This window comes from Rhizobium sp. 2YAF20, assembly GCF_052114685.1.
Taxonomy (GTDB): Bacteria; Pseudomonadota; Alphaproteobacteria; order Rhizobiales; family Rhizobiaceae; genus Rhizobium.
The window spans coordinates 128,921-155,585 of record NZ_JBFRFF010000003.1; the positions used below are offsets into that span (position 1 = coordinate 128,921).

A 26,665-nucleotide genomic window follows, 5' to 3' on the forward strand; every position below is an offset into this window, starting at 1 on the left:
CAGCGGTTTTGGGATGACGACATGCATAAAAACAGAGACTTGAAGCGCGTCACATGATCCCGTTCCGACGCGACGCGTTTTAAGGCAGTTTCCTGTTCCTCTTCGCTAGGGAAAGCCAATGTTTTCGCGCCAGTTCTTTATCGTATGCGGCATCGCAGCCGTAGGCATGTCTCTCGGTGACTGGGCGCGCACGGCCGATGCGGCACCTCGCGACAAGGCTTTCTTCCAGTCGGTATCCGGCGCCTGGCGCGGCCCCGGCGAGATCGTCGCCGGTAAGTACAAGGGAACGAAGTTCACCTGCAATCTGACCGGAACTGCTCTGGACGGCTCGACCACCGGCATTAAGCTCGACGGCACCTGCCGCGTCGGCGTTTTCCAGCAGCCGATGTCGGCCGAAATCACGCAAGGCGAAGGCACCTACAAGGGCAAATTCCTCGACGGCGCCGCCGGCAAGGGCCTCGACGTGACATCAGGTACCGTCAATGACAGTGCCGTCGTCATCGGCCTAAACCGCCAGAAGCTGAACGGCGTCATGGTTGCCCGCCTGCAGGACGACAAATCGATGAACGTGACAATCTCGGTCAAGGTCGAAGAGCAGATGATCCCTGTGATCGGCCTCAGCCTGAAGCGCTCGGTCGACGACATGACAGTTGGGTCTATCCAGTAGAAGCAGGCTCTTTGCGCCACCAGTCGCGGTCTTCGTCAGCAATCTCAATTCCGTTTATGTCGGCCTCGCGCAGCCAATCCGAAACGCTGCGCGACTTGACGATCATGCCAGGCGCAAAATCCGCCAGCGGCATCAACACGAAGCCTCGCTCGGTCATTCGCGGGTGCGGAAGCTGCAAATCAGTCGCTTCCCGCTCAAAATCGCCATAAGTCAGAATATCGATGTCGATGGTGCGTGGTCCCCAGCGCTCGACCCGAATGCGCTTCATCTCGCGTTCGATACCGAGGCAGATCTCCAGCAGCGCGTCAGGGCCGACACTCGTGTCGACAGCGGCACAGGCGTTATAAAAGAACGATTGATCCGTCTTTCCCCATGGCGGCGTCCGGTAGAGCCGCGAGGCGGCGACAATCCGGCAGTCGGCGCGCGCCTCAAGACTGCGCAGCGCGGACGCCATGGCCTTTACCGGATCGCCAATATTGCCGCCGAGACCAAGCGTTGCCCGGTTCCAACCTGTCTCAGGCAAGATGTTCAACACTCACCTGCACGTAGTCGAGCACGCCCGGCACAGGTGCATTCGGCTTGCGCACCGTAATCTTCGCCCTGCGGATTTGCGGAAACCGATTGCACAGCCCCTTGGCAACGTCGACCGCCAACGATTCGATCAGGTAGCGGCGCTTGCCGGTAATGATCTCCTCGATGACGGTGAATGCGATGCCATAATTGACCGTGTCCTCGATGGAATCCTTCTCAAGCGCATCGCCGGCAACGACATCGAGTTCCGCATCGACGAAAAAACGCTGGCCGAGGAACTCCTCCTCGTCATGAACGCCGTGACGGGCGAAAAAAGCGCAGTTTTGTAGGGTGATGGTGTAGATGCCGGTCATGATGTCTTTTCCCGTGATTTCGCCCGCGTAGCGATAATAGCATCCGCGACCGCCAGTGCGTCCCTGTTGATTGCGACATTATGCACCCGAAATATGGCCGCCCCCTGCAAGCGCAGGATGGCGCTGGTCGCCGCAGTTCCACCGTCCCGGTCGGCAGCGTCCCGCCCCGTGACAGCGCCGATAAAGCGCTTCCGGGAAGTGCCGGCGACCAGCGGCAGCCCGAACCGGTGCAACGCCTCGAAGCGCGCCATCAGTTCAAGGTTCTCGTCGACATCCTTGGCAAAGCCAAATCCGGGATCTAGCACGATGCTTTCGCGCGCCACGCCGGTGAAAGCGGCGATCTGAAGCGATCGATCGAGAAAGGCGATCTGGTCGTCGATGACGTCGGGCAGCTTCTGGCGATCCCTGCCGGTGTGCATGATACAGAGCCCGGCGCCGGTCTGAGCTGCAAGGTTCGCAAGCTCAGGCTCCCGCTGCAGCCCGAACACATCATTGATGATGTGAGCACCGGCGCCGACGGCCAGCCGTGCTGTATCCGCTCGGTAGGTATCGACCGATATCAGCGCGTCGGTCTTGCCGCGCAGGGCCTCGATAACAGGCAGGACACGGCCCTGCTCCTCTGAGGCGCTCACCGGATCTGCATCCGGCCTTGTCGATTCGCCGCCGATATCGACAATCCGGGCGCCCTCGGTAACGCAGGCGAGCGCATGCTCAACCGCCGCATCGACGGCTTCGAAACGGCCGCCATCCGAAAAGGAATCCGGCGTGACGTTTATGATCGCCATGATCGTGCTTGAGCGGCCGAGCTCGAGGCTGCGCCCATGTGCCACCTGCCAACGATCGCCGTTAATCTCGCTCACCAAACGCCCATCCCGTTGGAAAATAAAAAAATACCGCTCCGATATTGCGCTCGTAGTGGCTATGCCGCAAGCTTTCGCAAAGTTCAACCTGGTAGCCGCACGAATGCCCTTCGCAGTCCGTCAAGCCCGCTTTGCGCTGGCCGTCCTTCTATTGTGCGGCATGAGCATGGCGGCATCGGCTGAGGTCGTCGCGCACAAGCGCGTCTCCTATTTCGACATCAGCGGCAACACCGCCGACGAACTGGATGCAGCGCTGAATGCACGTGGACCGACCGCCATCGGCGCAAGCAGCAGCCATCCCGGCGCCACGAACATTCAGTTTGGTGGGCAGGCGACCTATGTCGAGGAAGATAGTCGATGCCATATCATCGGTATCAAGGTCACGGTCGAAACGGAAATTATCCTGCCGCGCTGGAAAGACCGGAGCCACGCGCCCAAGCGCCTGTCGTTGGTCTGGGACACGCTCTCGGCCGACATCAGGCGCCATGAGGAACGTCATGCCGAAATCGCCCGGCAACACGCCCGGATGACCGAGCAAGCGATTCTCAAGCTGCCGCCGGAGCGCAATTGCGACCTGCTTCAAGTTAAGATCAATGCCGAATCAGCACGCAACATCGAAGAGCACGACAGGGATCAGGCACGTTTCGACTTGATCGAGGCGGCAAACTTCCGAAATAGGATGAAGAGATTGATGAATTACCGGTCTGTTTCGAAGAATGACGAAAACTGAGCGATTTCCAAGCTTTCCGCTGAAACCCTAAGATGCTCGCTCTTGCAACCTGTGCGAAACATGTCACAGATTGTCACAATCCACTCCAATTTTCGTCTTTGAACTTTACGTGAGACAAAAATGGAGTTCTCCTATGCCCACACGATCATCAACCGATTGGTTCTGCGTTCCGGTTTCTCCAGTTCTCCTGGCGTGTCCGATGCCGCAGGTGCTTCCTCCCTCGCCTGTTGGTGATGCGCCCGACTAGCCTCGCTCTGAGCAGAGCGAGGTTTTTTTTGGCTTGGCCGCCTCGATGTTCAGGCCTGGCGTTCGGGAACGTGGACCACCAGCCCGTCAAGAGCCGCCGTCAACTTGATCTGACAGGAAAGCCTAGAGCTCGGACGGACATCATAGGCAAAGTCGAGCATGTCCTCCTCCATCGGTGCCGGCGGACCGACCCTTTCAGCCCAGGCGTCGTCAACATAGACATGACATGTGGCGCAGGCACAGGCGCCGCCGCACTCGGCCTCAATTCCGGGAACGGAATTGCGCACGGCATTTTCCATCACGGTCGACCCCTCGGCAACATCCAGGTCGAAGTGATTGCCGTCGAAAGCGACGATGGTGAGTTTTGTCATGTGAATGAATTCCGGTATCGAGTGCGAGGACAGCTCCGGAATTTTTCTTCCAACAATTCTAAAGGGCAGTCAACATCGGACGTCCCGAAAGCGTTTTTGCGCCCGACACGCCTTCAGCGGCAGAGCTTCAAAATGAAGTTCTCCGCATCGACCACAGCGGCGCCGACGGCGGCCATGCTGGACGCATCATTGATCCGATGTTCGAAGGCATCAGCGGCCTCCGCGACTTTGAAAGCGCCGACGGCACTCGCGGCACCCTTGAGCAGATGCGCGCCGGCCGTCGCCTTCTCCGTATTGCCGCTGCCGATATCCTGGAGACAGGCGCGAGCCTGGCGGGCAAACATCTGGAGAACCTCGACTTCCAGCACCTTGTCGCCCATTGTCTGTCTTGCCAGATGAACGAGGTCGATGGGACGCTCTTTAGACGGGCCGGTGCCGCGTGCATTGTCAGGGGCTTCAAATGCGATGTTGAGTGCTGCCATGTGGCAATTCTCCCGTTTTCTGTTTTTTGGAGTTGCCGCATCGTTGCGGCGTCGGCATGGCCATCGAGTTAAATTTCGGCACATTGAAGGCGGAAATCTACCGTTATGGTTAACGCCCGTTAAACATCACGGAATTATTAGCTTTTCGGCAATGCATTGATTTAAAAGGTGTTAACAACTGCTTAAGCTGACCCTGCGGATGCCACCGAATTAATTGTAACAGTTTTGGGAATGTGCCACTACGATACTAGTACGTTGGGTTTCCCGCACCCGTCTTTGCCCAAGCGGTGGATAGTGGTAATGTTTTGATACCTCCGTTTGTAAATCCGGTTCCACTCTGAAATGTAATGGGAATTCGGGCGCGTGAATGGGAAATCCGCAAGGACTTTGGGAGACGGGTTATTGCGTTTCCGACCCGGTGAATATCCGGGAGAGCACGTAAGCCTGAGTGAGTAGTAACGAGGCGTAAGCGTATGGCGAACAACAAGTACAGCGAGTCGATCGAGGACAAGGCTTTCAAGGCCTTGGACGAAGCGCTGCAGATTGACTTCAGCGACGAAGGCATACCACCTCGCACCGGTCAGACCCCGGACGCCACGGAGGCAAAATTGTCCGAGACATCCAATCGGCGTGCCAAACAGACCCCCGAAGAGATGGCCCGCAAGGCCGCCTCGGCAAGGCCCACGAACGCTGGACGGGCTCCCGAGCCGGCAAAGACGCCGACCTTCGCCCCCGCCAATGATGGCAGCCGCGCGAGCTCTGCATCCATCCTGAAGTCGATCGACGGCGGCTCCACGGGTGCCGCCATTCGCAATGCGACCCTATTCTCTCTTCTGTGGATCGTTGGAGGCGCCGGCCTCACGTCTCTGCTCTATTCGCCACAGATCTGGCAAATCCGCTCGGTCGCCGACCTGCTTGCCCTACCCGGCGTGATTGCCTGTATTGTCGGCATCGCCCTTCCGGTTCTTCTGTTCTACGCTTTCGCAATCATGATTTCTCGCGCCCAGGACATGCGCAATGCTGCCCGCTCTATGGCGGAAGTCGCACTTCGCCTGTCGGAGCCGGAAACAATCGCCTCCGAGCGCGTCATGACTGTCGGTCAGGCCGTGCGCCGCGAAGTCTCGGCGATGAATGAAGGCATCGAACGCACAATCGCCCGCGCCACGGAACTGGAGACACTCGTCCATTCCGAAGTGAACGCGCTCGAGCGCAGCTACGCCGACAATGAATTGCGTGTCCGCGGCCTTGTCCACGAGCTCGGCTCGGAGCGGGACGCCATCATCAGCCATGCCGAGCGCATCCGCTCCTCGATCGTTGGCGTCCATGACCAGATCAAGGAAGATCTGTCGCTGGCCACCGAGGAAATCTCGGTACGCCTGGCAACCTCGGGTGAAGCCTTCGCATCGATGATCGATACCCGCGCCGCATCGCTGACCGAGCGCTCCGATAGCGCCATCCAGGCGCTTGGATCGCTTCTGGCCGCCAAGACCGACAGCCTGCTTCAGAACCTCAATGCCTCCGGCTACGCTCTCAACAAGGAGTTCGATTCACGGCTCGAAGGCCTTTCCGCCACGCTGTCGGAGCGCGGCAACGTCTTGCTGAGCCAATTTGAGACACGCGCCTCGACGCTTGACAGCAACACAGAAAAGCTGAACGCGGCCCTCAACGATCGGGCGCGCCAGCTCAACGAGACCCTGATTGCCCGCACCCGCGAGATCAGCGAAAGCCTGACAGGTGGCGAGCGCACCATCACCGGTTCGCTCGACAGCGTCCTGTCCAAGCTCAACAGCGCGCTTGACGAAAAGGGCGCAAGCTTCCGCCAGAGCCTGCAGTCGACGGCTGACGAGACGATCATGGATCTCGATCTGCGTTCCGGCTTTTTCGAGGAACGTCTTCAGACGACTGTCGCACATCTTTCGACGAGCTTCGACGAGCGCGTATCCGAGTTTGCCAACGCCTTCGACAAGCGCGCCGGCTCACTCGACAGCAAGCTCATGGAAAGCCTTGCACGCATCAACGAGACGCTTGCCGGCGGATCGGATGCCATCGACGGTATCCTCAACTCCAGCATCGAACGCATCGGATCGACCCTTACCGACCAGTCCTTCGCGCTTGCCACGACGCTGTCGACCGGCCATGAGGTGCTTGAAAGCGCCATCGGCTCTAAAGCTGAAGAAATCACCGCGGCTCTCCATGGTCGGACCGGCGAGTTCACCGCGGCCCTGGAAGGTGCTACCCGCGAAATCTCCTCGGCGCTAACGAGCGGCACAAGCGGCCTCAACGCCGCGTTGACAGGCGGTACCAGCGACCTCAAGGAAGCGCTTGCGTCGCACTCAGGCGAGTTCACCGCAGCGCTGGAAGGTGCTACCCGCGAAATCTCCTCGGCGCTAACGAGCGGCACAAGCGGCCTCAACGCCGCGTTGACAGGCGGCACCAGCGACCTCAAGGAAGCGCTTGCGGCGCGCTCAGGCGAATTCGTCTCCGCGCTGAAGTCCGCGACAAGCGACGTTTCGACGGCGCTGTCAGGCGGTACCGACGAACTGAACGCCGCCTTTACCGGACGCTCGAGCGAGCTTGCCAATACGCTTGCCGCCCGCTCCGGCGAATTCGTCTCCGCGCTGAAGTCCGCGACGAGCGACGTTTCGACGGCGCTGTCAGGCGGTACCGACGAACTGAACGCCGCCTTTACCGGACGCTCGAGCGAGCTTGCCAATACGCTTGCCGCCCGCTCCGGCGAATTCACCGCCGCCCTGCAGACGGCGACCTCCGATATCGCCTCTGCCCTCACCTCAGGCACCGAAGGCCTCACCGCTGCATTCGTCGGCCGTACCGGCGCACTCAACGAGACATTGTCTTTGCGTACAGGCGAAATCACCCGGACGCTAGGCGCGGCCCATGAGCGGATGGACGCCGTCATGGCCGAGCGCAGCGGCGCCCTCTTTGGCGCCTTGTCCGACAGCCAGACGCGCTTCGAGCAGACGCTGGCCAATCGCTCCGAAACAATCATCAACGCCGTTTCCGGCAGCCACGAGCGCCTGGTCGACGCGCTCGATGAGCGGACGATGGGGCTCGCGATTTCGCTGTCCGACAGCCAACAACGCCTGGAAAGCACGCTTAGCAACCAGGTCGACGCTATCAGCGGCACGGTCTCCGAAAGCCATAGCCGCCTGACGGACGCCCTTGATGAAAAGACCAAGGCCCTGACCGCCGCCCTGGCTGAAAATCACGCGCGCCTCGACGAGACGCTTGCAACGCGCGCCGATGCCATTACGCAGGCCGTTAGCGGCAGCCACGTCCGGCTTGGCGACGTGCTCGACGAAAAGACCATGGCACTGGCGATTTCGCTCGACGAAACGCAGAACCGCTTCGACAGCGCTCTGGAAGCACGCACCAACGCCATTCTTGATAGCGTCGCCGGTGCGGAAGCCCGCATCGCCGGTACCTTTGGCGACAAGGCAGAGACCATCCGCTCCGCCTATGTCGACAACCACGACCGCCTCGACCGGGCCTTGAGCGCTCACACGGACGCACTGGCCGGTGTGCTCAACAGCGGTGGCGAGCGCATCGAGACCGTCGTCGGCAGCTCCACGGCCCGCGTCGAAAATGCCCTTTCAGATACGACACGCCGGCTTGAAGAGACGATCGGCAGCGGTCTTACACAGATGGATCAAAGCCTTTTGTCGGCCCATGACCGCATGCGCGCCACGCTGGAAGACCGCAGCAATGCGATCGACCTGACGCTTCGCGAAGCCCACTCCCAGCTCGACGGAACGCTCTCTGATCAGGCAACGACCATTGGCGCTTCGATCGCGACCAGCGTCAGCATGTTGGAAATGTCGCTGGAGGACCGCGAGGCCTCGATCCGCAACACCATCGACAGCACCGCCCGCTCGCTCGAAGAGCGCCTGCGCGACAGCACCGGCGATATTGCCGGCCGGTTCCACGACACGGCGGCAGAAATCTCGCGCTCCGCCGAAGCCTTCTCAGGCAACATCAACCAGACGCTCGACGGCATGACAAATCGCTTTGCCGAAACGGGCTCCCGCGTCGAAGCCGGCCTTTCGGTGCTCGAAACGCGCATCCGCGACGGCGTCGACAACATCGCAGGCCAGGTCGATGCCGCCGGTAACCGGCTTTCGGCAAGCCTTAGCGAAGGTGTTTCGCAGATCGACCGCGCCGGCGACGCAGCCGCCGCCCGCATGACCGACACCATCAGTGCAAAAGCCGCGACGCTTGCCGAAACCATCGACGGTCGCACCACCAATCTGAGCCAGGCTCTCGACAGCGGCGCCGCCCGCATCGACGAACGCCTGTCGACGATGGACCGCGCGCTCAACGTCGGCCTTGACGCCGTCAACCGCACCATCGAAGGCAAGGCAACCAACCTTGCCACCACGCTGCGCACCGCCGTTGCCGATGCCGCCCAGGGAATGGACGACGAAGCGACCCGCACCGCCGAGCAGCTTGCCCGCACCGGCCAGCAGTTCGCCGACGACCTCGGCAGCCGCAGCGACAGCTTTACCCGCATCATGGACGAGCGGTCGGAAGCGATCGTCAACCGCGTCTCCGAGACCCAGAGCCGGCTTGCAAGCCAGGCCGCAGCCGTTGCCCAGACCTTCTCCGAGGCAGGCAACGCTATCGTCAATAAGGTGGCCGAGGCCGAAGGACTGGTCGGCAGGCAGGTCAACGCCATATCGCGCGCCCTCTCCGACGCAGAAAACTCGCTGGAGGCGCACAGCGCGTCCATCCGCACCACCCTTTCCGGCGGCAGCGAAGAAATCGCCTCGACCATGGCCGCCGTGGAGCGGGCGCTGGAAGAACGCGCCAATGCCATCCGCCTCGGCCTCGACGAGCGTGTCCGCGATATCGACGCGACGCTTGCGGATGTCGACAAGGCACTGGAGGCACGCGGCAATTCGATCCGTTCGGGTCTTGACGAGCGGACCCGCGAATTGAATTCCATGCTGGCCGGTCGCTCCAGCGAGCTCACCCGCCTCATCGAGGAACAGGCCCGGCCGATCATCGATCGCTACGCCGAAACCGGCACCGAGGCTGCAGGCAGGATCACGGCGGCGGCCCAGGAGGCTTCGGAACGTCTGCAGGCAGAAAATGCGGCGCTTATCTCAGCGATCGCATCCCGCACCAACGACACGCTAGCAGCAATCTCGGCTCGCACCGAGAATGCAGCAAGCACCGTCAACGCGCTCGAAAACAGCCTACTGGCCAACGTCAATAGCCTTATAGAACGCCTGGCGGACAACAACACGACGATCGTCGGCATGCTAAACCAGGCATCCGAGCAGCTTTCCGCCGTCGACAATCGCCTGGGTTCGACAACCTCACGCTTTGCCGACTCGGCAAGCAAGGCGGCCGAAATGGTCTCCGCTTCGACGCGGCTTCTGGAAGGCAAGGTCGACAAGCTCTCCGACGTCTCGGGCCATACGCTGGCGCAGGTCGGCGGCATCATCGGCCGCTTCGACGAGCACTCCAAGGTGCTGACGCAGGCGTCCCAGCTACTGGGTGCTGCTCAATCCAACCTGGTGACCACGCTCGAAGAACGCGAAAGCGCACTTCAGGGCCTCGCCGTCGGCCTCGTGCAGCGGTCCGAGGAGATCGAAAACACCATGCGCGCCGTCGGCAACATGGTCGACAGCGCCTTTGATCGTGCCGAGCAGCGGTCCAACCAGGTCTCGGGCAATCTGCGTGAAGGTGTGCAGTCGTCCTTTGCCGATATCGGCCGCGTGCTCTCCGAGACCGAGGCACGCACGCAGCAGACGGCCGACGCGATGCGCAATGCGCTGAACAAGGCAGGCGAAGACGCCAACCAGACGATTGACAATACCTTTGCCAATGCCGAACGCCGGTCCACCGAGCTGACGAACCGCCTCCGTGGCGGATTGACGGCCTCGCTTTCGGACGTGGAGCGCATGCTCGCCGACGCCGGCAAAACCTCCGACACGGCAGCCCAGCAGCTGCGTGAAACAATGCGCGTTTCCGTGGACGAGGCAATCGGCCGCTTCGCCGGCGCAACCGACGAAATCCGCCGCTCTGCCGCCGAGATCCGCCGCGAACTGGACACGACGCGCAGCGAACTGAAGCGCGGCGCCTTCGATCTTCCAGAGGAAGCCAAGGAAAGTGCGGCCGCCATGCGCCGCGCTGTTGCCGAGCAGATCAAGGCCCTGCAGGATATCTCGCAGCTCGTCGGCAAGTCGGCCCAGCAGCTGGAGATTTCCGAGCCGGTCGCCCGTGCCATCGCCGACGTCCAGCCCGCGCCTCGTCCGCGCCCGGCACCACAGCCCGTGGCAACGCCACAGCCCGAACCGCAGGCAGTCGCACCGCAGCCACCGCTTGCGCCTCAGCAGCCATTCCAGCCGCCGATCGAATCTGCGGCCCTTCGTGGCTCCATCCAGCCGGCTCCGTCCGCAGTGCTGCCGCAACGCGCCGCACCGCCGCAGGCACCAGCGCGCCAGGAGCCGACCGCCGGCTTCTCGCCAGGCGGTGGCTGGATCAGCGATCTCCTGCGCGGCGCATCCCGCGACGACGCAGCCGAAGCGGCGCCCGCGCGCCCCGCAACGCCACGCGCGCCGGCATCGGAGCCAACTGCGGCTCCTGCGCAACGCAGCAACGACAGTCGTAACCCACGCCACGTCGTGGAATCATTGAATTCGCTGTCGGTGGATATCGCCCGGGCGATCGATCACGACGCCTCGGTCGATCTCTGGCGCCGTTATCAGCGCGGCGAACAGGATGTCTTCACCCGCAGGCTCTATACGCTGAAGGGCCAGCAGACCTTCGATGAGATCAAGCGCAAGTGCGAACGCGAGCCGGAGTTTCGCACCGCGGTCGACCGTTACATCGCCGATTTCGAAAAGCTGCTCGCAGACGTCGCCCGCACCGATCGTGATAAGACCGTAACCCAGGCCTATCTGACATCAGACACCGGCAAGGTCTACACCATGCTCGCGCACGCCGCCGGACGGTTCAGCTGATAGACGCATAGGAGCGCCGAAACGAAAAAGTCCCCGATGAAACGGGGATTTTTTGTCAGTCCTGCACACTTGACCGCAAGATCAGCGCGCAGTCACGACCTTGGAAATGAGGCCGCTATTGATGCCGATCAGCAGGAAACTATTATCGATGCGAACCCAGCGACGACCGTGCGGCGGTGGCTGCAAGCGGTAGCGGCGATAATCGACAGAAGCGGCTCGACGACGATCCGTTTCGGAGATGCGGTGACCGCGGATCCAGCTGTGGTGTCTGGGGCTGTGACTATCGCGCTGAGGTGCTGCAGCGTCCGCGCCGGTCGCGAGAGCCATTGGCGCTGCGACAATGGCGGCGGCAAGCAGAATGGAAAAAAGTCTGTTCATTTTTGTGGTGTTTCCTCGGTTTATATACGAGCGACCCTAAGGTGGCAGTCATGACGGGAAGCTGAAGGAAAAATTACACTTTCGTAAGATGAATCTGATGCTTATGGGACAGATTATAATCTGTCTGGTCACAAATGCAGCATTTGGAAATGCCCGGCGTGATGATCCTATCTCACACCGGAATTCGTATGGAAGCGCTTAGAGTTCGTCGTAATTGAACCAGTCGAAATCGGCGATCTGCGCCCGCCCGGATGTGTCGAATGCGAACATACCGACGAAAGCGCCGGTGAAGGAACCATGCTCTCCGCGGCCGCCCTCATCGGAAATCACGCCGGCATCGAGTACCGGGCCGATTGCGTGCCATGCGCCCATGCCTTCGGCCTGCCAGAAGAATTGCAGGTCGTTGTTCGTCACCTCCATGGAAAGCTGGATGCGCCCGTCCGGTATCGCGACCCCGCCATCGATCGGGAAGACAAGGCGACCATCCGGATAGTTGCCCGCGCAGGAGAGGATCGTCAGGCAACGCCCGAGCTTTTCGTGTAGCGTAACGGCGAGCGCGTGAAACTTGTACCTGTTGTAGTAATGCGTCAGGCCCGCCACCTGCTGGTAGGTATCAGGCAGAAATTCGATCACCGTCTCGGCACGAAAGCGATGATGCTCCTGCCGCCGGGCGACAAGAGATTGCTCGAACCACGAGCCGATGCTTTCGCGCGCAAAGAGCCTCAGGTGACCCGGTCGCTGGCTGAGGCTGAATAGCCGTTCCGGCTGCGGCGTGCGCAGCCATTGGAAATCCATCGGCAGCTTGCCGCCGTCAAAATTATAGTCCGTCCGACGCGGCTTCTCGATCGGCACGGCGCCATTCAACGCTGACACCTCGACATCCGGCACGACGGTGCCGTTTTCGAGATAAAGCCAATCATCGTCTTTCCAGACGCATTTCTGCAAGCTCGTCTCGCGCCCGAGCGTGCAGCGTCGATGCGGCTCAAGCGGCCGGCCGCAAAGATGGGTATGATAGAACTGCCCGTCCGGCGTCTCGACATATTGCCCGTGCCCTGAACGCTGCAATGCCGCCTTCGGATGATCCTTAGATGTGATCAGATAGAGGTTCGGGTGCATCTCGTAGGGGCCATCGATGCTGCGCGAGCGCGCCATGGTCACCGCGTGGTCGTAGCCAGTGCCGCCCTCGGCAGTCGTCAGATAGTACCAGCCGTTGCGCTTGAAGAGATGCGGCCCTTCGACCAGGCCGAGCGGACTGCCGGCGAATATGTTCTTGACCGGCCCGATCAGCGACCTGCTCTGCGCATCCCACTCTTGCAGCAGGATGCCATCGAAGGAAGGCGTTTTCGGCGCGCCGCCATAGCCTTCGGAGCGGTGGTTCCACAGCATGTTGACGAACCACTTGCGGCCGTCATCGTCGTGAAACAGCGAGGGGTCGAAACCGGATGAATTGACGTAGATGCGGTCCGACCAATCGCCCTCGATCGTCGGCGACGTCGTGATGTAGTTATGCGCATCTTTGAAGTTGCCGTCGTAGCGCTTGACATCGGTATAGACGAGCCAGAACTGTCCGTCGGCATAGGAAAGACAGGGTGCCCAGATGCCGCAACTGTCGGGCTCGCCACGCATATCGAGCTGCGCCTTGCGCTCCAGCGGGCGACGCACCAGCGTCCAGTTCGCCAGATCCCTGGAATGATGGATCTGCACGCCCGGATACCACTCGAAGGTCGAGGTGGCGATATAGTAGTCGCTGCCGACACGGCAGATCGACGGATCGGGGTTAAAACCCGGCAAAATAGGATTGCGGATCATGCGGCCACCTCCTCCAAAGGCGAAATGCAGTACGCGCCGCCCAAGAGCGACGCGCAAGTCTTAAATCGAGGCCGCAACGATAGTCGTCGCGACAATCCCTCGCTCAGTCGCGCTCGGCCGATTTTGCCCAGAGATTGATGTCGGCCTCGCGGGCATAGACGTCGATCTGCTTCAGCTCTTCGGCGGTGAATTCGGCGTTATCGAGGGCGTTAACACAATCGACGATCTGCGACGAGCGGCTGGCGCCGATCAGGGCAGACGTGACGCGGCCGCCGCGCAGGACCCAGGCGATCGCCATCTGCGCCAGCGTCTGGCCGCGCTTTTCAGCGATGCCGTTCAGCTTGCGGATATTGTCGATGATCGACGGACGGATGAACTCCTTCTTGAGGAAGTGGTTCTGCGCCGCACGGCTGTCTTGCGGAATGCCGCTCAGATATTTCGTCGTCAGCATACCCTGTGCCAGCGGCGAAAAGACGATCGAGCCGATGCCGAGCTCTTCAAGCGTATCGACCAGGCCGTCATCCTCGACCCAGCGATTGAGCATCGAATAGCTTGGCTGATGGATCAAGCAAGGCGTCCCGAAGCTCTTCAGGATCGCGGCGGCTTCACGGGTCCGCTGCGAATTATAAGAAGAGATACCGACATATTGGGCCCGGCCCGAGCGAACGATGTGATCGAGCGCGCTGCAGGTTTCCTCAAGCGGTGTGTCGGGGTCGAAACGATGCGAATAGAAGATGTCGACATAGTCGAGGCCCATGCGCTTCAGGCTCTGGTCGCAGGATGCGATCAGATATTTGCGGCTGCCCCATTCGCCGTAAGGACCCGGCCACATATCGTAACCGGCCTTGGACGAGATGATGAGCTCGTCGCGCAGACCGACAAATTCGGTCCGCAGGATTTCTCCGAAGGCAGTCTCCGCCGAGCCTGGGGGCGGCCCGTAATTGTTGGCGAGATCGAAGTGGGTGATGCCGAGATCGAAGGCTGTCCGGCACATGTCGACCTTGCGGTCATGCGGGGTATCGCCACCGAAATTGTGCCACAGGCCAAGCGAGATTGCCGGCAGTTTCAGACCGGAGCGTCCGGTCCTGTTGTATTTCATCTTCGCATAACGGTCTTCCGACGGTTGCCAAGCCATTATTGTAAATCCTCCGAAGGCGACGTTCTCAAAACCGGTTCCGATTTCAAGGGAAGCGACGCGTAAAGCGACAATTTGCAGTGCCTTGATAGTGAGAATCCATGACAGCACCGCAAACGAAAGCGCGGGCATTTCAGCCCGCGCGGACATTAGCCCTTCGTCAACTTACTTCAAGAGCGCCAGCGCCTCTTCGATGCCCAATGCGGCGGGTTGGGTACACGTTGTCATCAGGTCGACAAACCGACCCTCTTCGCCCGACTTCAGGATCGAGGTCATGACATCGACGCCGTGAAGGGTTCTGTCGAGTGAGCAGCGGGCATCGCGCCCGTCGATCAGGCTTGCCGCCATGTCGGCAAGCCCGGCCGTGCGGTAGTTCGCCCGCGGACCTTGGGGGCTCTCCTGATTGGCGATGCCAAAGGGATGATCCCAGCTGTCGAGTGCCTTGATGTCCTTGTCGCGGCCGCTCGCCTCGACCGTTCCGCCAAAGAAGTTCGGGTCTGGAACGTAAAGCGAGCCGTCCGTGCCATAGAGTTCCATATTGGCGTGGCGATGCGACCAGACATCCCAGCTGGCGGTCAAGGTGACCGTTGCGCCGCTGACGAATTCGAGCAGAGCCTGAATCGTCGTCGGCGTCTTGACGGGGATAGTCTCGCCGGCTCGCGGCTGGCTGGTGATAGTGCGTGTCGTCTGCGCCATCGAGGTCAGCGCGCCCACACGCTTTACCGGGCCGATGAGGTTGATCAGGTTGGCGATATAGTAGGGACCAAGATCGAGGATCGGTCCCGCGCCCGGCAGGAAGAAGAAATCCGGGTTAGGATGCCACATCTCCATACCAGGGCTCATGACATAGCAAGCGCCCGAGGTGATCCGTCCGATGCCGCCGTCATCGACGAATTTGCGCGCAAGCTGATGGGCGCCGCCAAGGAACGTATCCGGCGCGCAGCCGACCGCCAGCCCCTTGGCCTTGGCGATGCGGCGCAGTTCCTCGCCCTGCTCGAGCGACAGTACCAGCGGCTTCTCTGAATAGACATGCTTGCCAGCCTCGAGGATGCGCTTGGAGACCGGGAAATGTGCGTCGGGGATGGTCAAGTTGACGACGACGTCGATCTCGTCATTGGCGAGAAGCTCGTCGATCGTCTGTGCCTTGACATTGTATTCCTCAGCCCGCAGTTCCGCGGCATTCATGTTGATATCGGCACATGCCAGAACCTTCAGCCCCTTGAAAAGAGGCGAAAGGGTAAAATAAGTGGTGGAAATATTGCCGCATCCGATGATGCCGACGCCGAGTTCCTTGGCCATGATATCTTCCCGATCAATAGGTTTTAAAGGATGCGATCGAGCGCGTCACCACGCGGTCGAGATCATTCGGATTGTCATGTTCGACGACATAATGCCGCGCGCCGGTCTTCTTCAGCACCTCTATCAGCTTGCCCCAGTTGAGCGTGCCGTGACCGACATCGGCCCAACCGCCTTCATCCTCGTTCTGGCCGGCCGGTGCTATGTCCTTGACGTGAACCGACGTGATGCGGGGACCGTATTTCTCGATGTATTTGTAGGGATCGCCGCCGCCGCGAACCACCCAGGCGATATCGGCTTCCCACGAGAGGCCCGGACCGCCGGCAAATATCTGATCGATCGGCACGGAACCGTCCGAAAGCGTGACAAATTCGAAATCGTGATTGTGCCAGCCGAAGTCGAGCCCCGCATCCTTGAACGGCTTGCTGATCTTTTCGAGGCGAACACCGAAATCATGCCAGCCCTTTGCATCCTTCGGACGCTGGTCTGGCATGAGATGGGGCGCATAGATCGATTCCACGCCAAGCGCCTTTGCAATCTTCAACGCGCGTTCAGGATCGCCTTCCAGCATGTCGATGCTGAAATGGCCGGTCGGCATGGTCAAACCGTGTCTGTCGAGGTCGGCGCGCATGGCCGAAAGCCCGGCATCGTCGAGCTCGGCATACATCGCGCCATAGCCTTCCACTTCCTTGTAACCGGCCTTGGCCACCTTGGCGAAGACTTCGGAAAAGGGTGGGTAGCTGCGAGCGCTATAAAGCTGAAAGCCAAGTTTCGTCATCGATATTTCCTCCACTGGCCCTGGGGCCTCTCCTCTTGGCCGGCTTTGGGACGCCGGCGCCGAATGCCGCTAGATGGCGGCGGTGCTGCTCATTCAGTCCACCGACTGGCAGGACTGCAGGTCGTAAAAACGGAATTCCGGTAGGCTGCCGCGCCCGAGGGGCTTGCTTGCGGTGAACACGATCCGCCGGCTCTCTCCCGCCGTCAGGTCGAATGCGTTGTCGGAATAACGCCCCTCGGTCTCGCTCTCGATCATCACGAACAGCGCAAGTCCCTTGGCGGTGACAGTTAGTTCGATCGTCCCGTCTTGCTCGATCTCTTCTCTCAGCACTGTCAGGCCAGCCGGTTGAAGCTCCAGCGCCTTGTAGGTGCCATGAACATAATTGCCCTGCCCGCCCATTCCGTTCGATGCGGTAAAGTGCCACGCGAGCAGGCAGTCATGCGGAACGGATGACGCGTCGACCGTCGTCGCTGTGACGGCAGCAACCGGCGAACACATTGCCTGCACCGACGTCAAATGCCTGGTCTCGCCACCCATCGTCACAAGCGAGATGCTGAGATCGACGCTGACTTCGGCTGTCGTGTCGTTGACCAGCGAGAAGCGGATCAACGAGTTATCCTCAGACGGGATCGCCGCCACCGCGACCGGCTGGAAGAACCGGCGGACGAGATAATGCATCGCCTTCCAGCGGCCGCCGTAATCGAGGCTGGACCAGGAGGCCACGGGCCATGTGTCGTTGAGCTGCCAATAGATCGTGCCCATGCAATGTGGCTTCAGCGATCGCCAATATTCCACGGCCGCCTTGATGGCGAGGCCCTGCTGGATCTGGCTGAGATAGACGAAATTCGGAAAATCCTTGGGGAAACGAAAATACCGGAACATCGTCCCGGCAATGCGCTCGTTGCCCCCTGCATTTTTCTGATGAAGCTCCATCACCGGCGAGGCCACGTTCATGTCTTTGCGCTCGGCATAGGTCTCGATGACCGGCAGCGACGTATAGGACTGAAAGCCGAACTCGGAGCAAAAGCGCGGCCGGACGGTGCGGTAATTGTCGAACGACTTGTTCTCATGCCAGACCGACCAGTAGTGCATGTCACCGGAGCCGTCGGCGTGCCAGGCGTCTGCGAAATCGAGATAGCCGGACGCCGGGCTCGAAGGCCACCAGATCGCATCCGGAGCCGCCTTCTTCATCGCCTGCTCGATCGTCCGGTTCAGGCGGTCGTAGGAGACAAGATAGCGATCGCGATCCCTCCGCGATTCCTCGAACCAGGTCAGCGCCCCGACAAGCTCGTTGTCGCCGCACCAGAGCGCGATCGACGGATGCGATGCCAACCGCTTGACCTGGTAGCCGACCTCGACCGCGACGTTTTCGAGGAAGTCGTCGGTCGAGGGATAGAGATTGCAGGCGAACATGAAGTCCTGCCAGACCATTAGCCCGATCCGGTCGCAGATATCGTAGAACCAGTCGTGCTCATAGAACCCGCCGCCCCAGATACGGATCATGTTCATGTTCGCGTCCGCTGCCGATTGCAGCAGGTCTTCGGTCTTGGCCAGGCTCGAGCGCGAAAACAACGCATCCGCCGGGATCCAGTTGGCCCCGCGGCAGAATATCTCGCGTCCGTTGACCTTCAATGCAAACCGGCTGCCGGCCTCGTCCTTGTCGGTGATCAGCTCGACGGTTCTGAGCCCGACTTGGCGCGTAACGATTTCCGACGGTATCTCGACCGAGAGCTCATAGAGCGCCTGCTCGCCGCTGCCAGCCGGCCACCAGAGCCGCGGCGTCTCCAAGTGAAAGACATGCGTGACTGTCGTGTCGCCCGATGCCACGCCGCAATCGAGACGAACGCTCTCCTCATCGAGCGAAAAATAGACCTGAACGACCCCGTGCACTTTGGCAAAGAAGGTAGCCGAGACATGAAGGTCCACCGAGCCATCGCTATTGTGTATCTGCCGCGTCGTGACGGCCTCGATGCGGGCGGCATCGATCCTCTTCAAGGCGATCGTGCCGTAGAGGCCGAGAGGCGCAAGCGCGATATTCCAGTCCCAACCAAAATGGCTCTGCGGCTTGCGCAGCATATTGCCGTTCGGGATGGGCGAGTTGGCGGTGCTATACGGGATGTAGAAAGGTTGCCTTTCCTGCCGAGCGGCCCCGGCAGCGATGCTGGAATGCAGGACGATGCGGATGGTGTTCTCGCCCTTCCTCAGTGCTTTCGAGACATCGGGCCGATAGCGACGGAAGCAATTGTCAGCCTCAAGCACTGATCTGTCGTTGACGAAAACCGTCGCGACCGTGTCGAGATAATCGATGTCGAGGTACCAGTCGCCGTCTGGGTCATCGAGGGAGAAGCTGCGCTCGAGCACCCAGTCCCGCTGCGCCACCCACTGCACGAGCTCTTCGTTGCGCCCGAAATAGGGGTCTGGGATCAATTCCGCGACAAAGAGCGCCGAATGCACGTCGCCCGGCACGGCCATGGAAGCATCGTGATTGCTGCCAGGTGATGAAAGCCGCCAAGCGCCGGCAAGGTCGATGACTGGTGTTTCTGAAACGAGCGCCATATTAACAGTCTCTCATATTTAATTCGTCACTGCGCCCGCCGCTTTCGCGGCACTATTCCGAGCGGCCAGAATTCCGAATTCGCCGCGTGAGGCGGCCGTGCGGTCAGCGGCTGCGCTGCCGGCTTTAGATTCTATCCTCGGTTTCGGCGTCGAAGAGCGATGCCACCGACATATCAAAGACGAGCTTCACCGGTGCGCCTGCGGCGAAGCGGCGCGCGCCGTTGACCCTAACCGACATGGTGTGGCCGGCATGCTTGATCCATAGAAGATTGTCCGCACCCATGGGCTCCTCGATATCGACCACGGCATCATGAATTTCAGCACCTGGACCGAGATCCTCGTTGACCTTGACATGTTCCGGACGAACGCCGAGGACCACCTTGCGCCCAGCCCGGAGCGGCTCCGCGGCGCCATAGGCATCGAGCGAAAATGTTACGCCATTGGTCGAAAAGACGGTCTTGCCGCCCTTGTCGACCAGCTCGCCATGCAGGAAGTTCATCGAGGGCGACCCGATGAAGCCGGCAACGAACAGGTTGCGCGGCGCGTTGTAGATTGTGGTCGGTTCATCGAGTTGCTGGATGACGCCGCTCTTCATGATGGCGATGCGGTCGGCCAGCGTCAGCGCCTCGATCTGGTCGTGCGTCACGTAGATCATGGTGTTCTTCAGCGAGGCATGCAGCCGCTTGATCTCGACGCGCAGTTCCGAGCGAAGCTTGGCGTCGAGGTTCGACAGCGGCTCGTCGAACAGGAAGACGTCGACGTCACGCACCAGCGCACGGCCGATCGCCACACGCTGACGCTGGCCGCCCGAAAGCTCGGCAGGCTTGCGCTTCAACAAGGGTTGGATTTGCAGGATATCGGCAGCACGGGCGATACGCTTGTCGATCTCGACCTGCGGCATCTTGGCGACCTTGAGACCGAAGGCAAGGTTCTTCTCCACGGACATCTGCGGATAGAGCGCATAGGACTGGAACACCATGCCGATGCCGCGATCCTTCGGCTCTTCCCAGGTGACATTCTTGCCCTTGATGAAGATCTGCCCCTCGGAAATGTCGAGCAGGCCAGCGATGCAGTTCAAAAGCGTTGACTTGCCGCAGCCGGAAGAACCCAGCAGCACAAGAAACTCACCGTCATTGATTTCGAGATTGAGATTTTCGAGCACGTTCACCGCGCCGAAATTGAGCGACAAATCCCTGATGGAAACACTGCTGTTCATGTTCAACCCTTCACTGCGCCGGCGGCGATGCCTCGGACGAAAAGCCGCCCGGACACGAAATAGACAATAAGCGGAACCGCACCGGTCAAGAGCGTGGCGGCCATATTGACGTTGTATTCCTTCACTCCCTGCACAGCGTTCACGATATTGTTCAGCTGCACAGTCATCGGGTAGTTCTGCGTGCCGGCGAAGATGACACCGAACAGGAAATCATTCCAGATACCAGTGATCTGTAAAATCATGCCGACGCAGAAAATCGGCAGCGACATCGGCACCATGATCCGGAGGAAGATCTGCCAGAAGCCCGCCCCGTCGACCCTTGCGGCCTTGAAGAGTTCGGGCGGCAGCGCTGCGAAGTAGTTTCGAAACAGTAGCGTGTTGATCGGCATGCCGAAGATGGTGTGGACAAGCACGACGCCGCCAAGTGTCGAAAACAGACCGAGGGACCTCAGCAGCATCACCAACGGGTAAAGCATGACCTGATAGGGGATGAACGCTCCGAAAAGCAGGATGGTGAAGAAGATCTCCGATCCCTTGAAGCGCCAGTTGGCGAGCGCATAGCCATTCACAGAGGCTATGCCGATCGAGATGATGACGCTCGGCACCAGGATCTTAACCGAATTCCAGAAGCCGACCTGGATACCATGGCAATAAAGGCCGGTGCAGGCCTCGCTCCAGGCCTTCACCCAGGGCTCGAAGGTGATCTCCATCGGTGGGGCGAAAATGTTGCCCATGCGGATTTCCGGCATTCCCTTCAACGATGTAACGACCATCACATAGAGCGGGATGAGGTAGTAGATCGCGGCAAGGCCGAGAATTCCGTAGAGCATGATCGTGCGAGGAGCGAAGCGATTGCCGGGCTTTGCGCCGTATGGTCCGGTGGCGATGGTCATGGCAACCTCCCTCAGCTGCGCTTCTGGCGGAACTCGATCAGAGCCCACGGCACCAGGAAGATGAACACGGTGACCAGCATGACGGTCGACGCGGCAAGCGCCTGGCCGAGGTTGGAGCGCTGGAACATGAAGTCGAAGACGTATTTGGCCGGCATCTCCGAGGCAAAGCCCGGGCCGCCCTTGGTCATTGCAACGACGAGGTCGTAGACGCGCACGATGCCGGAGGCGACGATGACGAGTGTCGTGACGAAGACGCCGCGCATCATCGGAATGACGATGAAGATATAGGTGCGCCAGGCCGGTATGCCGTCGATCCGGGCCGCCTTCCAGATCTCGCCATCGATGCCGCGAAGCCCCGCCAGCATCAGCACCATGACCAGCCCCGTTCCCTGCCATAGCCCGGCGACAACGAGCGCGATCAACACGGTCTGCTGATTGCCGAGCAGCGAAACGCCGCCGCCTGGAAGGCCCCAGTCCTGCAGCACCTTCGGTATGCCGAGTGCCGGGTCGAGGATCCACTGCCAGATGATGCCAGTAACGATGAAGGACAGTGCAAAGGGGTAGAGGAAAATGGTGCGAAACGTGTTTTCAAAGCGGATCTTCTGGTCCAGCAGCACGGCGAGCGTGAAACCGACGACAAAGGAAAAGATCAGGCTAAGCACGCCGTAGATGGCGAGATTGAAGATCGACGCATCCCAGCGGTCGGTCGAAAACAGGCGCTGATATTGCGCAAGCCCAATGAAATTCTGGCTCGGAAGAAGCTTCGAGTCGGTGAACGAATAGAGCACCGTCCAGAGCGTGCAACCGACGAAAACCACGATCACGGTCAGCACCATGGGAACGGCTGCGATCTTGGCGTTGAGATTGCGGAACAGACGGAATGGGCGATGCGCGCGAGCCATCGGATATCTACCTCCTCGGCGTTACCGAGGTCGACGGGAAATCCGCCGACCTCGCCAAGCCGTCTCGAATAGCGAGATGGTTTCTGGCTTACTGCGCCTGCTTGATGATGGCGGCCTGCTTGTCGATCGCGTCGTCTACCGACATCTTCGAGCTGAAGAACTGCAGCGACAGGTCTTGCAGCTGGCCGATGGTGTCCGGCGTCAACAACTGCGTTGCACCGGGCAACACGTTTTCAGGCGTCGCCAGGATTTCAAGACCCTTCTTCATGCAAGCATTGGCAGCCGTCAGATCGACGTCGCCACGCACCGGCAGCGAGCCCTTGGCAAGGTTAAACTTGACCTGAGTCTCCTTGCTTAGAAGCATGCTGGCCAGTTCAAGCTGTGCCTTACTGATGTCAGGGTTGCTGTTCTTCGGGAAGTAGAAGCTGTCGCCGCCCGTATCGAGCAACGCGTGGAAACCGAGGCCCGGCAGGCAGTCGTAGTCCTTGCCGGCGACTTTCTTCGCAACGCCGAATTCGCCCTGCGCCCAATCACCCATAATCTGCCCGGCAGCCTTGCCTTCGATCACCATGTTCGTCGCCATGTTCCAGTCGCGGCCGGAGTAGCTGTCGTCTACCATTTCGCGCGCCTGCCCGAATGCCGTCCAGACCTTGCGGTTGTCGGCGCTGCGCACCGCTTCGTCGCTCTTCTTCTGATTTATGGCGAGGTAGAGGTCCTTGCCGCCGATACCGACCTGCATGACGCTGCGAATGCCATCGACCTGCCAGGGAGCGCCCGTTGCAAGCGGGACGATGCCCTTGTCCTTCAGCTTCGGCGCTTCGGCTGCAAACTCGTCCCAGTTGGCCGGAACCTTCATGCCGTTGTCTTCGAAGACGTGACGGTTGACCCACATCCACTGCCAGGAGTGGATATTGACTGGGATGCAATAGATGTGACCTTGATAGGTGCAGGCGTCGAGAAGCTTGGCCGGACGGATGATGTCCTTCCAGTGTTCCTTCTCGGCAAGTTCGGTGAGGTCGGTCATCAAGCCGGCCTTGACCAGCTCTTCGGCATCGCGGCCCGTGTTGAGCTGCGTGGCGCCCATCGGGTTGCCGCCGAGGATCCGGGTGACGATCAACGGCGTTGCGGTCGAGCCGGCTCCGGCGATTGCGCCGTCCACCCACTTGTTGTTACCGAGCGCGTTATATTGGTCGGCCAGCACCTTCACGGCAGCAGCTTCGCCGCCGGACGTCCACCAATGTGTAACCTCAAGATCTGTCGCATTGGCCGAAACGGCCGAAATCGCGACGGAAGCCAGCATTGCGGCTGCCATCAAACGAATATTCATGAGCTCTCCTCCCTCACTGAAACGTTGCCGTAAAAACGTAGTTCAATCGGTTAGGCCGCGCAACCGCCCAACCGACATTTTTGTGTAGAGATTGGATATTCAATCCTGAATTGCAGGCAAACTTCTCAGGGAGGTCGACGATTTGAATACAAAAAATCAACGAAAAACATATCACACGCATATATATCTATTTGTTTTATCGCATATATTTCTAGACATCCATATTAGAAGCTCTGGCGCCGCCGGTGCTGCATCGAGAATTTACCGGCCGAACGTCTCTTTCAACTCCGGGTCAGCAAATGCCGAACGCGCAGCAATACGGGCTGGACATTTTCACTGTATCGTTACAGGTTTCTCGAAAGAGAGGCAGCATCGACGTCTCCTCTAAGCTTGCGGCTTTGCGGCAGGCGTTATAATGCGATGGTCTTGCAGTCGGCGTTGGGCACAATGGAAAACAAGCAGAAACCAGGCGGAAAAGCGCCGGCCACAGTGCCGGAGCGACCGACGCTCAAGACGATCGCCTTCATGACCGGGCTCGGCGTGACAACCGTATCCCGCGCCCTGAAGGACGCGCCAGATATCGGCGCGGAGACCAAGGAACGTGTGCGGATGGTGGCAAGCCAGCTCGGCTACCAGCCCAACCGCGCCGGCGTCCGCCTCAGGACCGGCAAGACCAACGTCATCGCCCTGGTGCTCAGCGTCGACGAAGAGATCATGGGATTTACCAGTCAGATGGTGTTCGGCATCTCCGAGGTTCTTTCAACGACCCAGTATCACCTCGTCGTCGTGCCGCATTCGCACAGCAAGGACACGATGGTTCCGGTGCGCTACATCCTCGACACCGGCTCGGCCGATGGTGTGATCATCACGCGCATTGAGCCGGACGACCCGCGCGTTCGCCTGATGTCCGAGCGCAACATGCCCTTCGCGACCCATGGCAGAACCGACATGGAGATCGTCCATCCCTTTCATGACTTCGACAACGAGGCGTTTGCCTATGAGGCGGTTCGTGCGTTGGTCGCCAAGGGGCGACGGCGTATCGCGCTCCTGCAGCCGCCGAGCAAGCTCTCCTTCTATTCCCATACCCGCATCGGCTTCCAGACCGGGCTGCACGACTTCGGCGCGGAAGAAGTCCCCCTGCGGATTACCATCGACACGCCGCTCAGCGATATTCGCGACGCGATCGAAGCGCTGATGCTGTCCCCCAACGCACCCGATGGCATCATTTCCTCGGCCGGCAGCGGCGCGATCGCCATCAATGCAGGTATCGAGGCAGCCGGGCGGCGCCTTGGCAAGGACCTGGACATGGTCACCAAGCAATCCGCCGAGATCCTGAATTGGATCCGGCCTGAGATCATCGCGATCTATGAGGACGTTCGCCACGCCGGCAGGGAACTCGCCAGAGCAGTGATTGCCCGCATCGACGGCGCAGACCCTGAAGATCTCCAGAGCATCAGCCGGCCGGAGTGGCCGAAAGATCTTTAGCCAAGACCTCTTTTCCAACAAAAAGGCCCGCCGGAAAATTCCCGGCGGGCCTTGGAACTCGATCGATCCAACTTTCAGCCGTGGGCACCCGCACCACTGCCCCATGGGCCGTGATGGATGTCCTTGCCATCGACGCGGTCAAAGCCGTGAGCCCCGAAGAAGTCGCGCTGTGCCTGGATAAGGTTGGCGGTGCCACGGGCCTGGCGATAGGCGTCGAAATAGGCAAGCGCCGAGGCCAGGGCCGGAACAGGAAGGCCGGCGGTGGTTGCCGCTGCAACGATCCGACGCAGCGATGGCAGCGATTCCTTGACCATGGCGGAAAACGCCGGCGTCACGACCAGGTTCGCCGCATCCGGTGACTTGGTGAAAGCGCTGGTGATCTCGTCGAGGAACTGCGAGCGGATGATGCAGCCCGCACGCCAGATCTTGGCAATGATCGGCATCGGCAACTGCCATTTGAACTCGCGCGACGCTTCGGCCATGACTGCGAACCCTTGCGCATAAGCACCGATCTTGGCGGCAAACAGTGCCAGTTCCAGGTCCTTGAGAAGCTCAGGCCCGAAGGCCATCGGGAAGGAGTAGTTCGGAGCACCGAATATCTTCTCGGCCGCCTCGCGCTGGTCCTTCATCGACGAAAGGCTGCGGGCAGCGACTGCCGCCTCGATGGCCGTCGCCGGAATGCCCATCTGCTGGCTCTCGATGACGGACCATTTGCCGGTGCCCTTTTGACCGGCCTTGTCGAGGATGACATCGGGCATCGCCTTGCCGGTGGCCGGATCCTTGGCGGCCAAAACTTTCTCGGTGATCTCGATCAGGTAGGAATTGAGCCGTCCCTTGTTCCATTCGCCGAAGATGCCGCTTATCTCGGCAGCACTCTTGCCGAGCCCGTCGCGCAGGATGCCGTAGATTTCGGCAATCATCTGCATGTCGGCATATTCGATGCCGTTGTGGATGGTCTTGACGAAGTGCCCTGCACCATCGGTGCCGAGCCAGGCGCAGCAATCCTCATCCTTGTATTTGGCGGAAATCGACGTCAGAACCTTCTCGACGCGCTTGTAGCTGTCTTCCGTGCCGCCGACCATGATCGACGGGCCGTGGCGCGCGCCCTCCTCGCCGCCAGACACGCCCATGCCGATGAAGGTCAGCCCGGTATCCTTTAGGCGATCAAAGCGCGCCATGGTATCGCGGAAATTGGCATTGCCGGCATCGATCATGATGTCGCCCTTATCCAGATGCGGCTGCAGCGCCGCCATCTGTTGGTCGACGGGCTCGCCGGCCTTGATCATGATGATGATCGGCCGCGGCGGACGGATTGCGTCGACGAATTCCTCGATCGTCTTGCAGGGAATGATCTTGTCCTTCAGCGCACCTGCGTTCGCGTAGAATTCATCGGTTACATGAGCTGTCCGGTTGAAGACCGCGATTCTATTGCCCTTCTCGGCAATGTTGAGCGCCAGATTCGATCCCATGACCGCCAGACCGATCAGTCCGATTTCTGCCTTTTCCACGACAAACCTCCAATATGTCATTCGGGACGGATGTTGTGGCACTCCGATGGAAAAACGGCAAGCCTAACACAGGCCGAATCCGGCTCATTGACAGGACCGTGCAGCAAGCGCGTAGGATCAGGCAAGGCCTTGAAAAGCAGCCGCATCCGCCGG

At 60.3% G+C, this 26,665-nt stretch carries 20 protein-coding genes; 4 read left to right on the forward strand and 16 right to left on the reverse strand.

Annotated features, from left to right (window positions below):
- Positions 1-118: 118 nt before the first annotated feature.
- Positions 119-667 carry a hypothetical protein gene (locus AB4Z52_RS06670; RefSeq protein ID WP_442217122.1) on the forward strand — a complete coding sequence of 183 codons (549 nt, stop codon included), beginning with the start codon at positions 119-121 and terminating at the stop codon, positions 665-667.
- Here the strand turns inward: AB4Z52_RS06670 and folK are convergent.
- The 3 genes from folK to folP are packed head-to-tail and all read right to left on the reverse strand — an operon-like array spanning position 657 to position 2,411.
- Positions 657-1,199 (reverse strand): 2-amino-4-hydroxy-6-hydroxymethyldihydropteridine diphosphokinase, encoded by a 543-nt coding sequence (gene folK, locus AB4Z52_RS06675; RefSeq protein ID WP_442217123.1) that lies wholly within the window; start codon positions 1,197-1,199, stop codon positions 657-659. The two genes, AB4Z52_RS06670 and folK, sit on opposite strands and share 11 nt — an antisense overlap.
- Positions 1,183-1,551, reverse strand: coding sequence for a dihydroneopterin aldolase (gene folB, locus AB4Z52_RS06680; protein WP_111161315.1), 369 nt, complete (start codon positions 1,549-1,551; stop codon positions 1,183-1,185). The genes folK and folB overlap by 17 nt, the downstream gene beginning before the upstream one ends.
- Positions 1,548-2,411: a dihydropteroate synthase gene (gene folP / locus AB4Z52_RS06685; RefSeq protein WP_442217124.1), complete on the reverse strand. Its 864-nt coding sequence runs from the start codon at positions 2,409-2,411 to the stop codon at positions 1,548-1,550. The genes folB and folP overlap by 4 nt, the downstream gene beginning before the upstream one ends.
- 103 nt (positions 2,412-2,514) lie before the next feature.
- Here folP and AB4Z52_RS06690 point away from each other — a divergent pair, with 103 nt between their 5' ends.
- Positions 2,515-3,141, forward strand: coding sequence for a DUF922 domain-containing Zn-dependent protease (locus AB4Z52_RS06690; protein ID WP_442217125.1), 627 nt, complete (start codon positions 2,515-2,517; stop codon positions 3,139-3,141).
- Positions 3,142-3,437: 296 nt separating this feature from the next.
- Here the strand turns inward: AB4Z52_RS06690 and AB4Z52_RS06695 are convergent, their stop codons facing one another.
- Positions 3,438-3,758 (reverse strand): 2Fe-2S iron-sulfur cluster-binding protein, encoded by a 321-nt coding sequence (locus AB4Z52_RS06695; RefSeq protein ID WP_442217126.1) that lies wholly within the window; start codon positions 3,756-3,758, stop codon positions 3,438-3,440.
- Positions 3,759-3,871: 113 nt separating this feature from the next.
- Positions 3,872-4,240, reverse strand: a complete 369-nt coding sequence (locus AB4Z52_RS06700; RefSeq protein WP_442217127.1) for an Hpt domain-containing protein — start codon at positions 4,238-4,240, stop codon at positions 3,872-3,874.
- Positions 4,241-4,713: 473 nt separating this feature from the next.
- Between AB4Z52_RS06700 and AB4Z52_RS06705 the strand changes: the two genes are divergently transcribed.
- Positions 4,714-11,229, forward strand: coding sequence for a hypothetical protein (locus tag AB4Z52_RS06705; RefSeq protein ID WP_442217128.1), 6,516 nt, complete (start codon positions 4,714-4,716; stop codon positions 11,227-11,229).
- A gap of 81 nt (positions 11,230-11,310) precedes the next feature.
- On the opposite strand, the gene AB4Z52_RS06710 is transcribed toward AB4Z52_RS06705, so the two are convergent.
- The 10 genes from AB4Z52_RS06710 to AB4Z52_RS06755 all read right to left on the reverse strand — a co-directional run bounded on the left by AB4Z52_RS06710 (position 11,311) and on the right by AB4Z52_RS06755 (position 23,519).
- Positions 11,311-11,607 carry an RcnB family protein gene (locus AB4Z52_RS06710; protein WP_442217129.1) on the reverse strand — a complete coding sequence of 99 codons (297 nt, stop codon included), beginning with the start codon at positions 11,605-11,607 and terminating at the stop codon, positions 11,311-11,313.
- 198 nt (positions 11,608-11,805) lie between these two features.
- Positions 11,806-13,416 carry a glycoside hydrolase family 43 protein gene (locus AB4Z52_RS06715; protein ID WP_442217130.1) on the reverse strand — a complete coding sequence of 537 codons (1,611 nt, stop codon included), beginning with the start codon at positions 13,414-13,416 and terminating at the stop codon, positions 11,806-11,808.
- 103 nt (positions 13,417-13,519) lie between these two features.
- Entirely contained in the window at positions 13,520-14,551 is a 1,032-nt protein-coding gene (mgrA, locus tag AB4Z52_RS06720; RefSeq protein WP_442217131.1) for an L-glyceraldehyde 3-phosphate reductase, read from the reverse strand.
- Between the two features lie 165 nt (positions 14,552-14,716).
- Entirely contained in the window at positions 14,717-15,850 is a 1,134-nt protein-coding gene (locus AB4Z52_RS06725; RefSeq protein ID WP_442217132.1) for a Gfo/Idh/MocA family protein, read from the reverse strand.
- Between the two features lie 13 nt (positions 15,851-15,863).
- Positions 15,864-16,625: a sugar phosphate isomerase/epimerase family protein gene (locus AB4Z52_RS06730; RefSeq protein WP_442217133.1), complete on the reverse strand. Its 762-nt coding sequence runs from the start codon at positions 16,623-16,625 to the stop codon at positions 15,864-15,866.
- Positions 16,626-16,718: 93 nt separating this feature from the next.
- A complete protein-coding gene (locus tag AB4Z52_RS06735) occupies positions 16,719-19,181 on the reverse strand; it encodes a beta-mannosidase (RefSeq protein ID WP_442217134.1) in 2,463 nt (820 codons plus the stop codon).
- Between the two features lie 124 nt (positions 19,182-19,305).
- Positions 19,306-20,397: an ABC transporter ATP-binding protein gene (locus AB4Z52_RS06740; protein ID WP_442217135.1), complete on the reverse strand. Its 1,092-nt coding sequence runs from the start codon at positions 20,395-20,397 to the stop codon at positions 19,306-19,308.
- Between the two features lie 2 nt (positions 20,398-20,399).
- Positions 20,400-21,290 carry a carbohydrate ABC transporter permease gene (locus AB4Z52_RS06745; RefSeq protein WP_442217136.1) on the reverse strand — a complete coding sequence of 297 codons (891 nt, stop codon included), beginning with the start codon at positions 21,288-21,290 and terminating at the stop codon, positions 20,400-20,402.
- An 11-nt stretch (positions 21,291-21,301) separates the two neighbouring features.
- A complete protein-coding gene (locus AB4Z52_RS06750) occupies positions 21,302-22,192 on the reverse strand; it encodes a carbohydrate ABC transporter permease (RefSeq protein WP_442217137.1) in 891 nt (296 codons plus the stop codon).
- A gap of 88 nt (positions 22,193-22,280) precedes the next feature.
- Positions 22,281-23,519, reverse strand: coding sequence for an ABC transporter substrate-binding protein (locus AB4Z52_RS06755; RefSeq protein WP_442217138.1), 1,239 nt, complete (start codon positions 23,517-23,519; stop codon positions 22,281-22,283).
- A gap of 447 nt (positions 23,520-23,966) precedes the next feature.
- On the opposite strand from AB4Z52_RS06755, the gene AB4Z52_RS06760 reads away from it, so the two are divergent.
- Positions 23,967-25,004 carry a LacI family transcriptional regulator gene (locus AB4Z52_RS06760; RefSeq protein ID WP_442217139.1) on the forward strand — a complete coding sequence of 346 codons (1,038 nt, stop codon included), beginning with the start codon at positions 23,967-23,969 and terminating at the stop codon, positions 25,002-25,004.
- A 74-nt stretch (positions 25,005-25,078) separates the two neighbouring features.
- Here AB4Z52_RS06760 and gndA read toward each other — a convergent pair whose 3' ends face one another.
- Positions 25,079-26,533, reverse strand: coding sequence for an NADP-dependent phosphogluconate dehydrogenase (gene gndA, locus AB4Z52_RS06765; RefSeq protein WP_442217140.1), 1,455 nt, complete (start codon positions 26,531-26,533; stop codon positions 25,079-25,081).
- Positions 26,534-26,665: the final 132 nt, after the last annotated feature.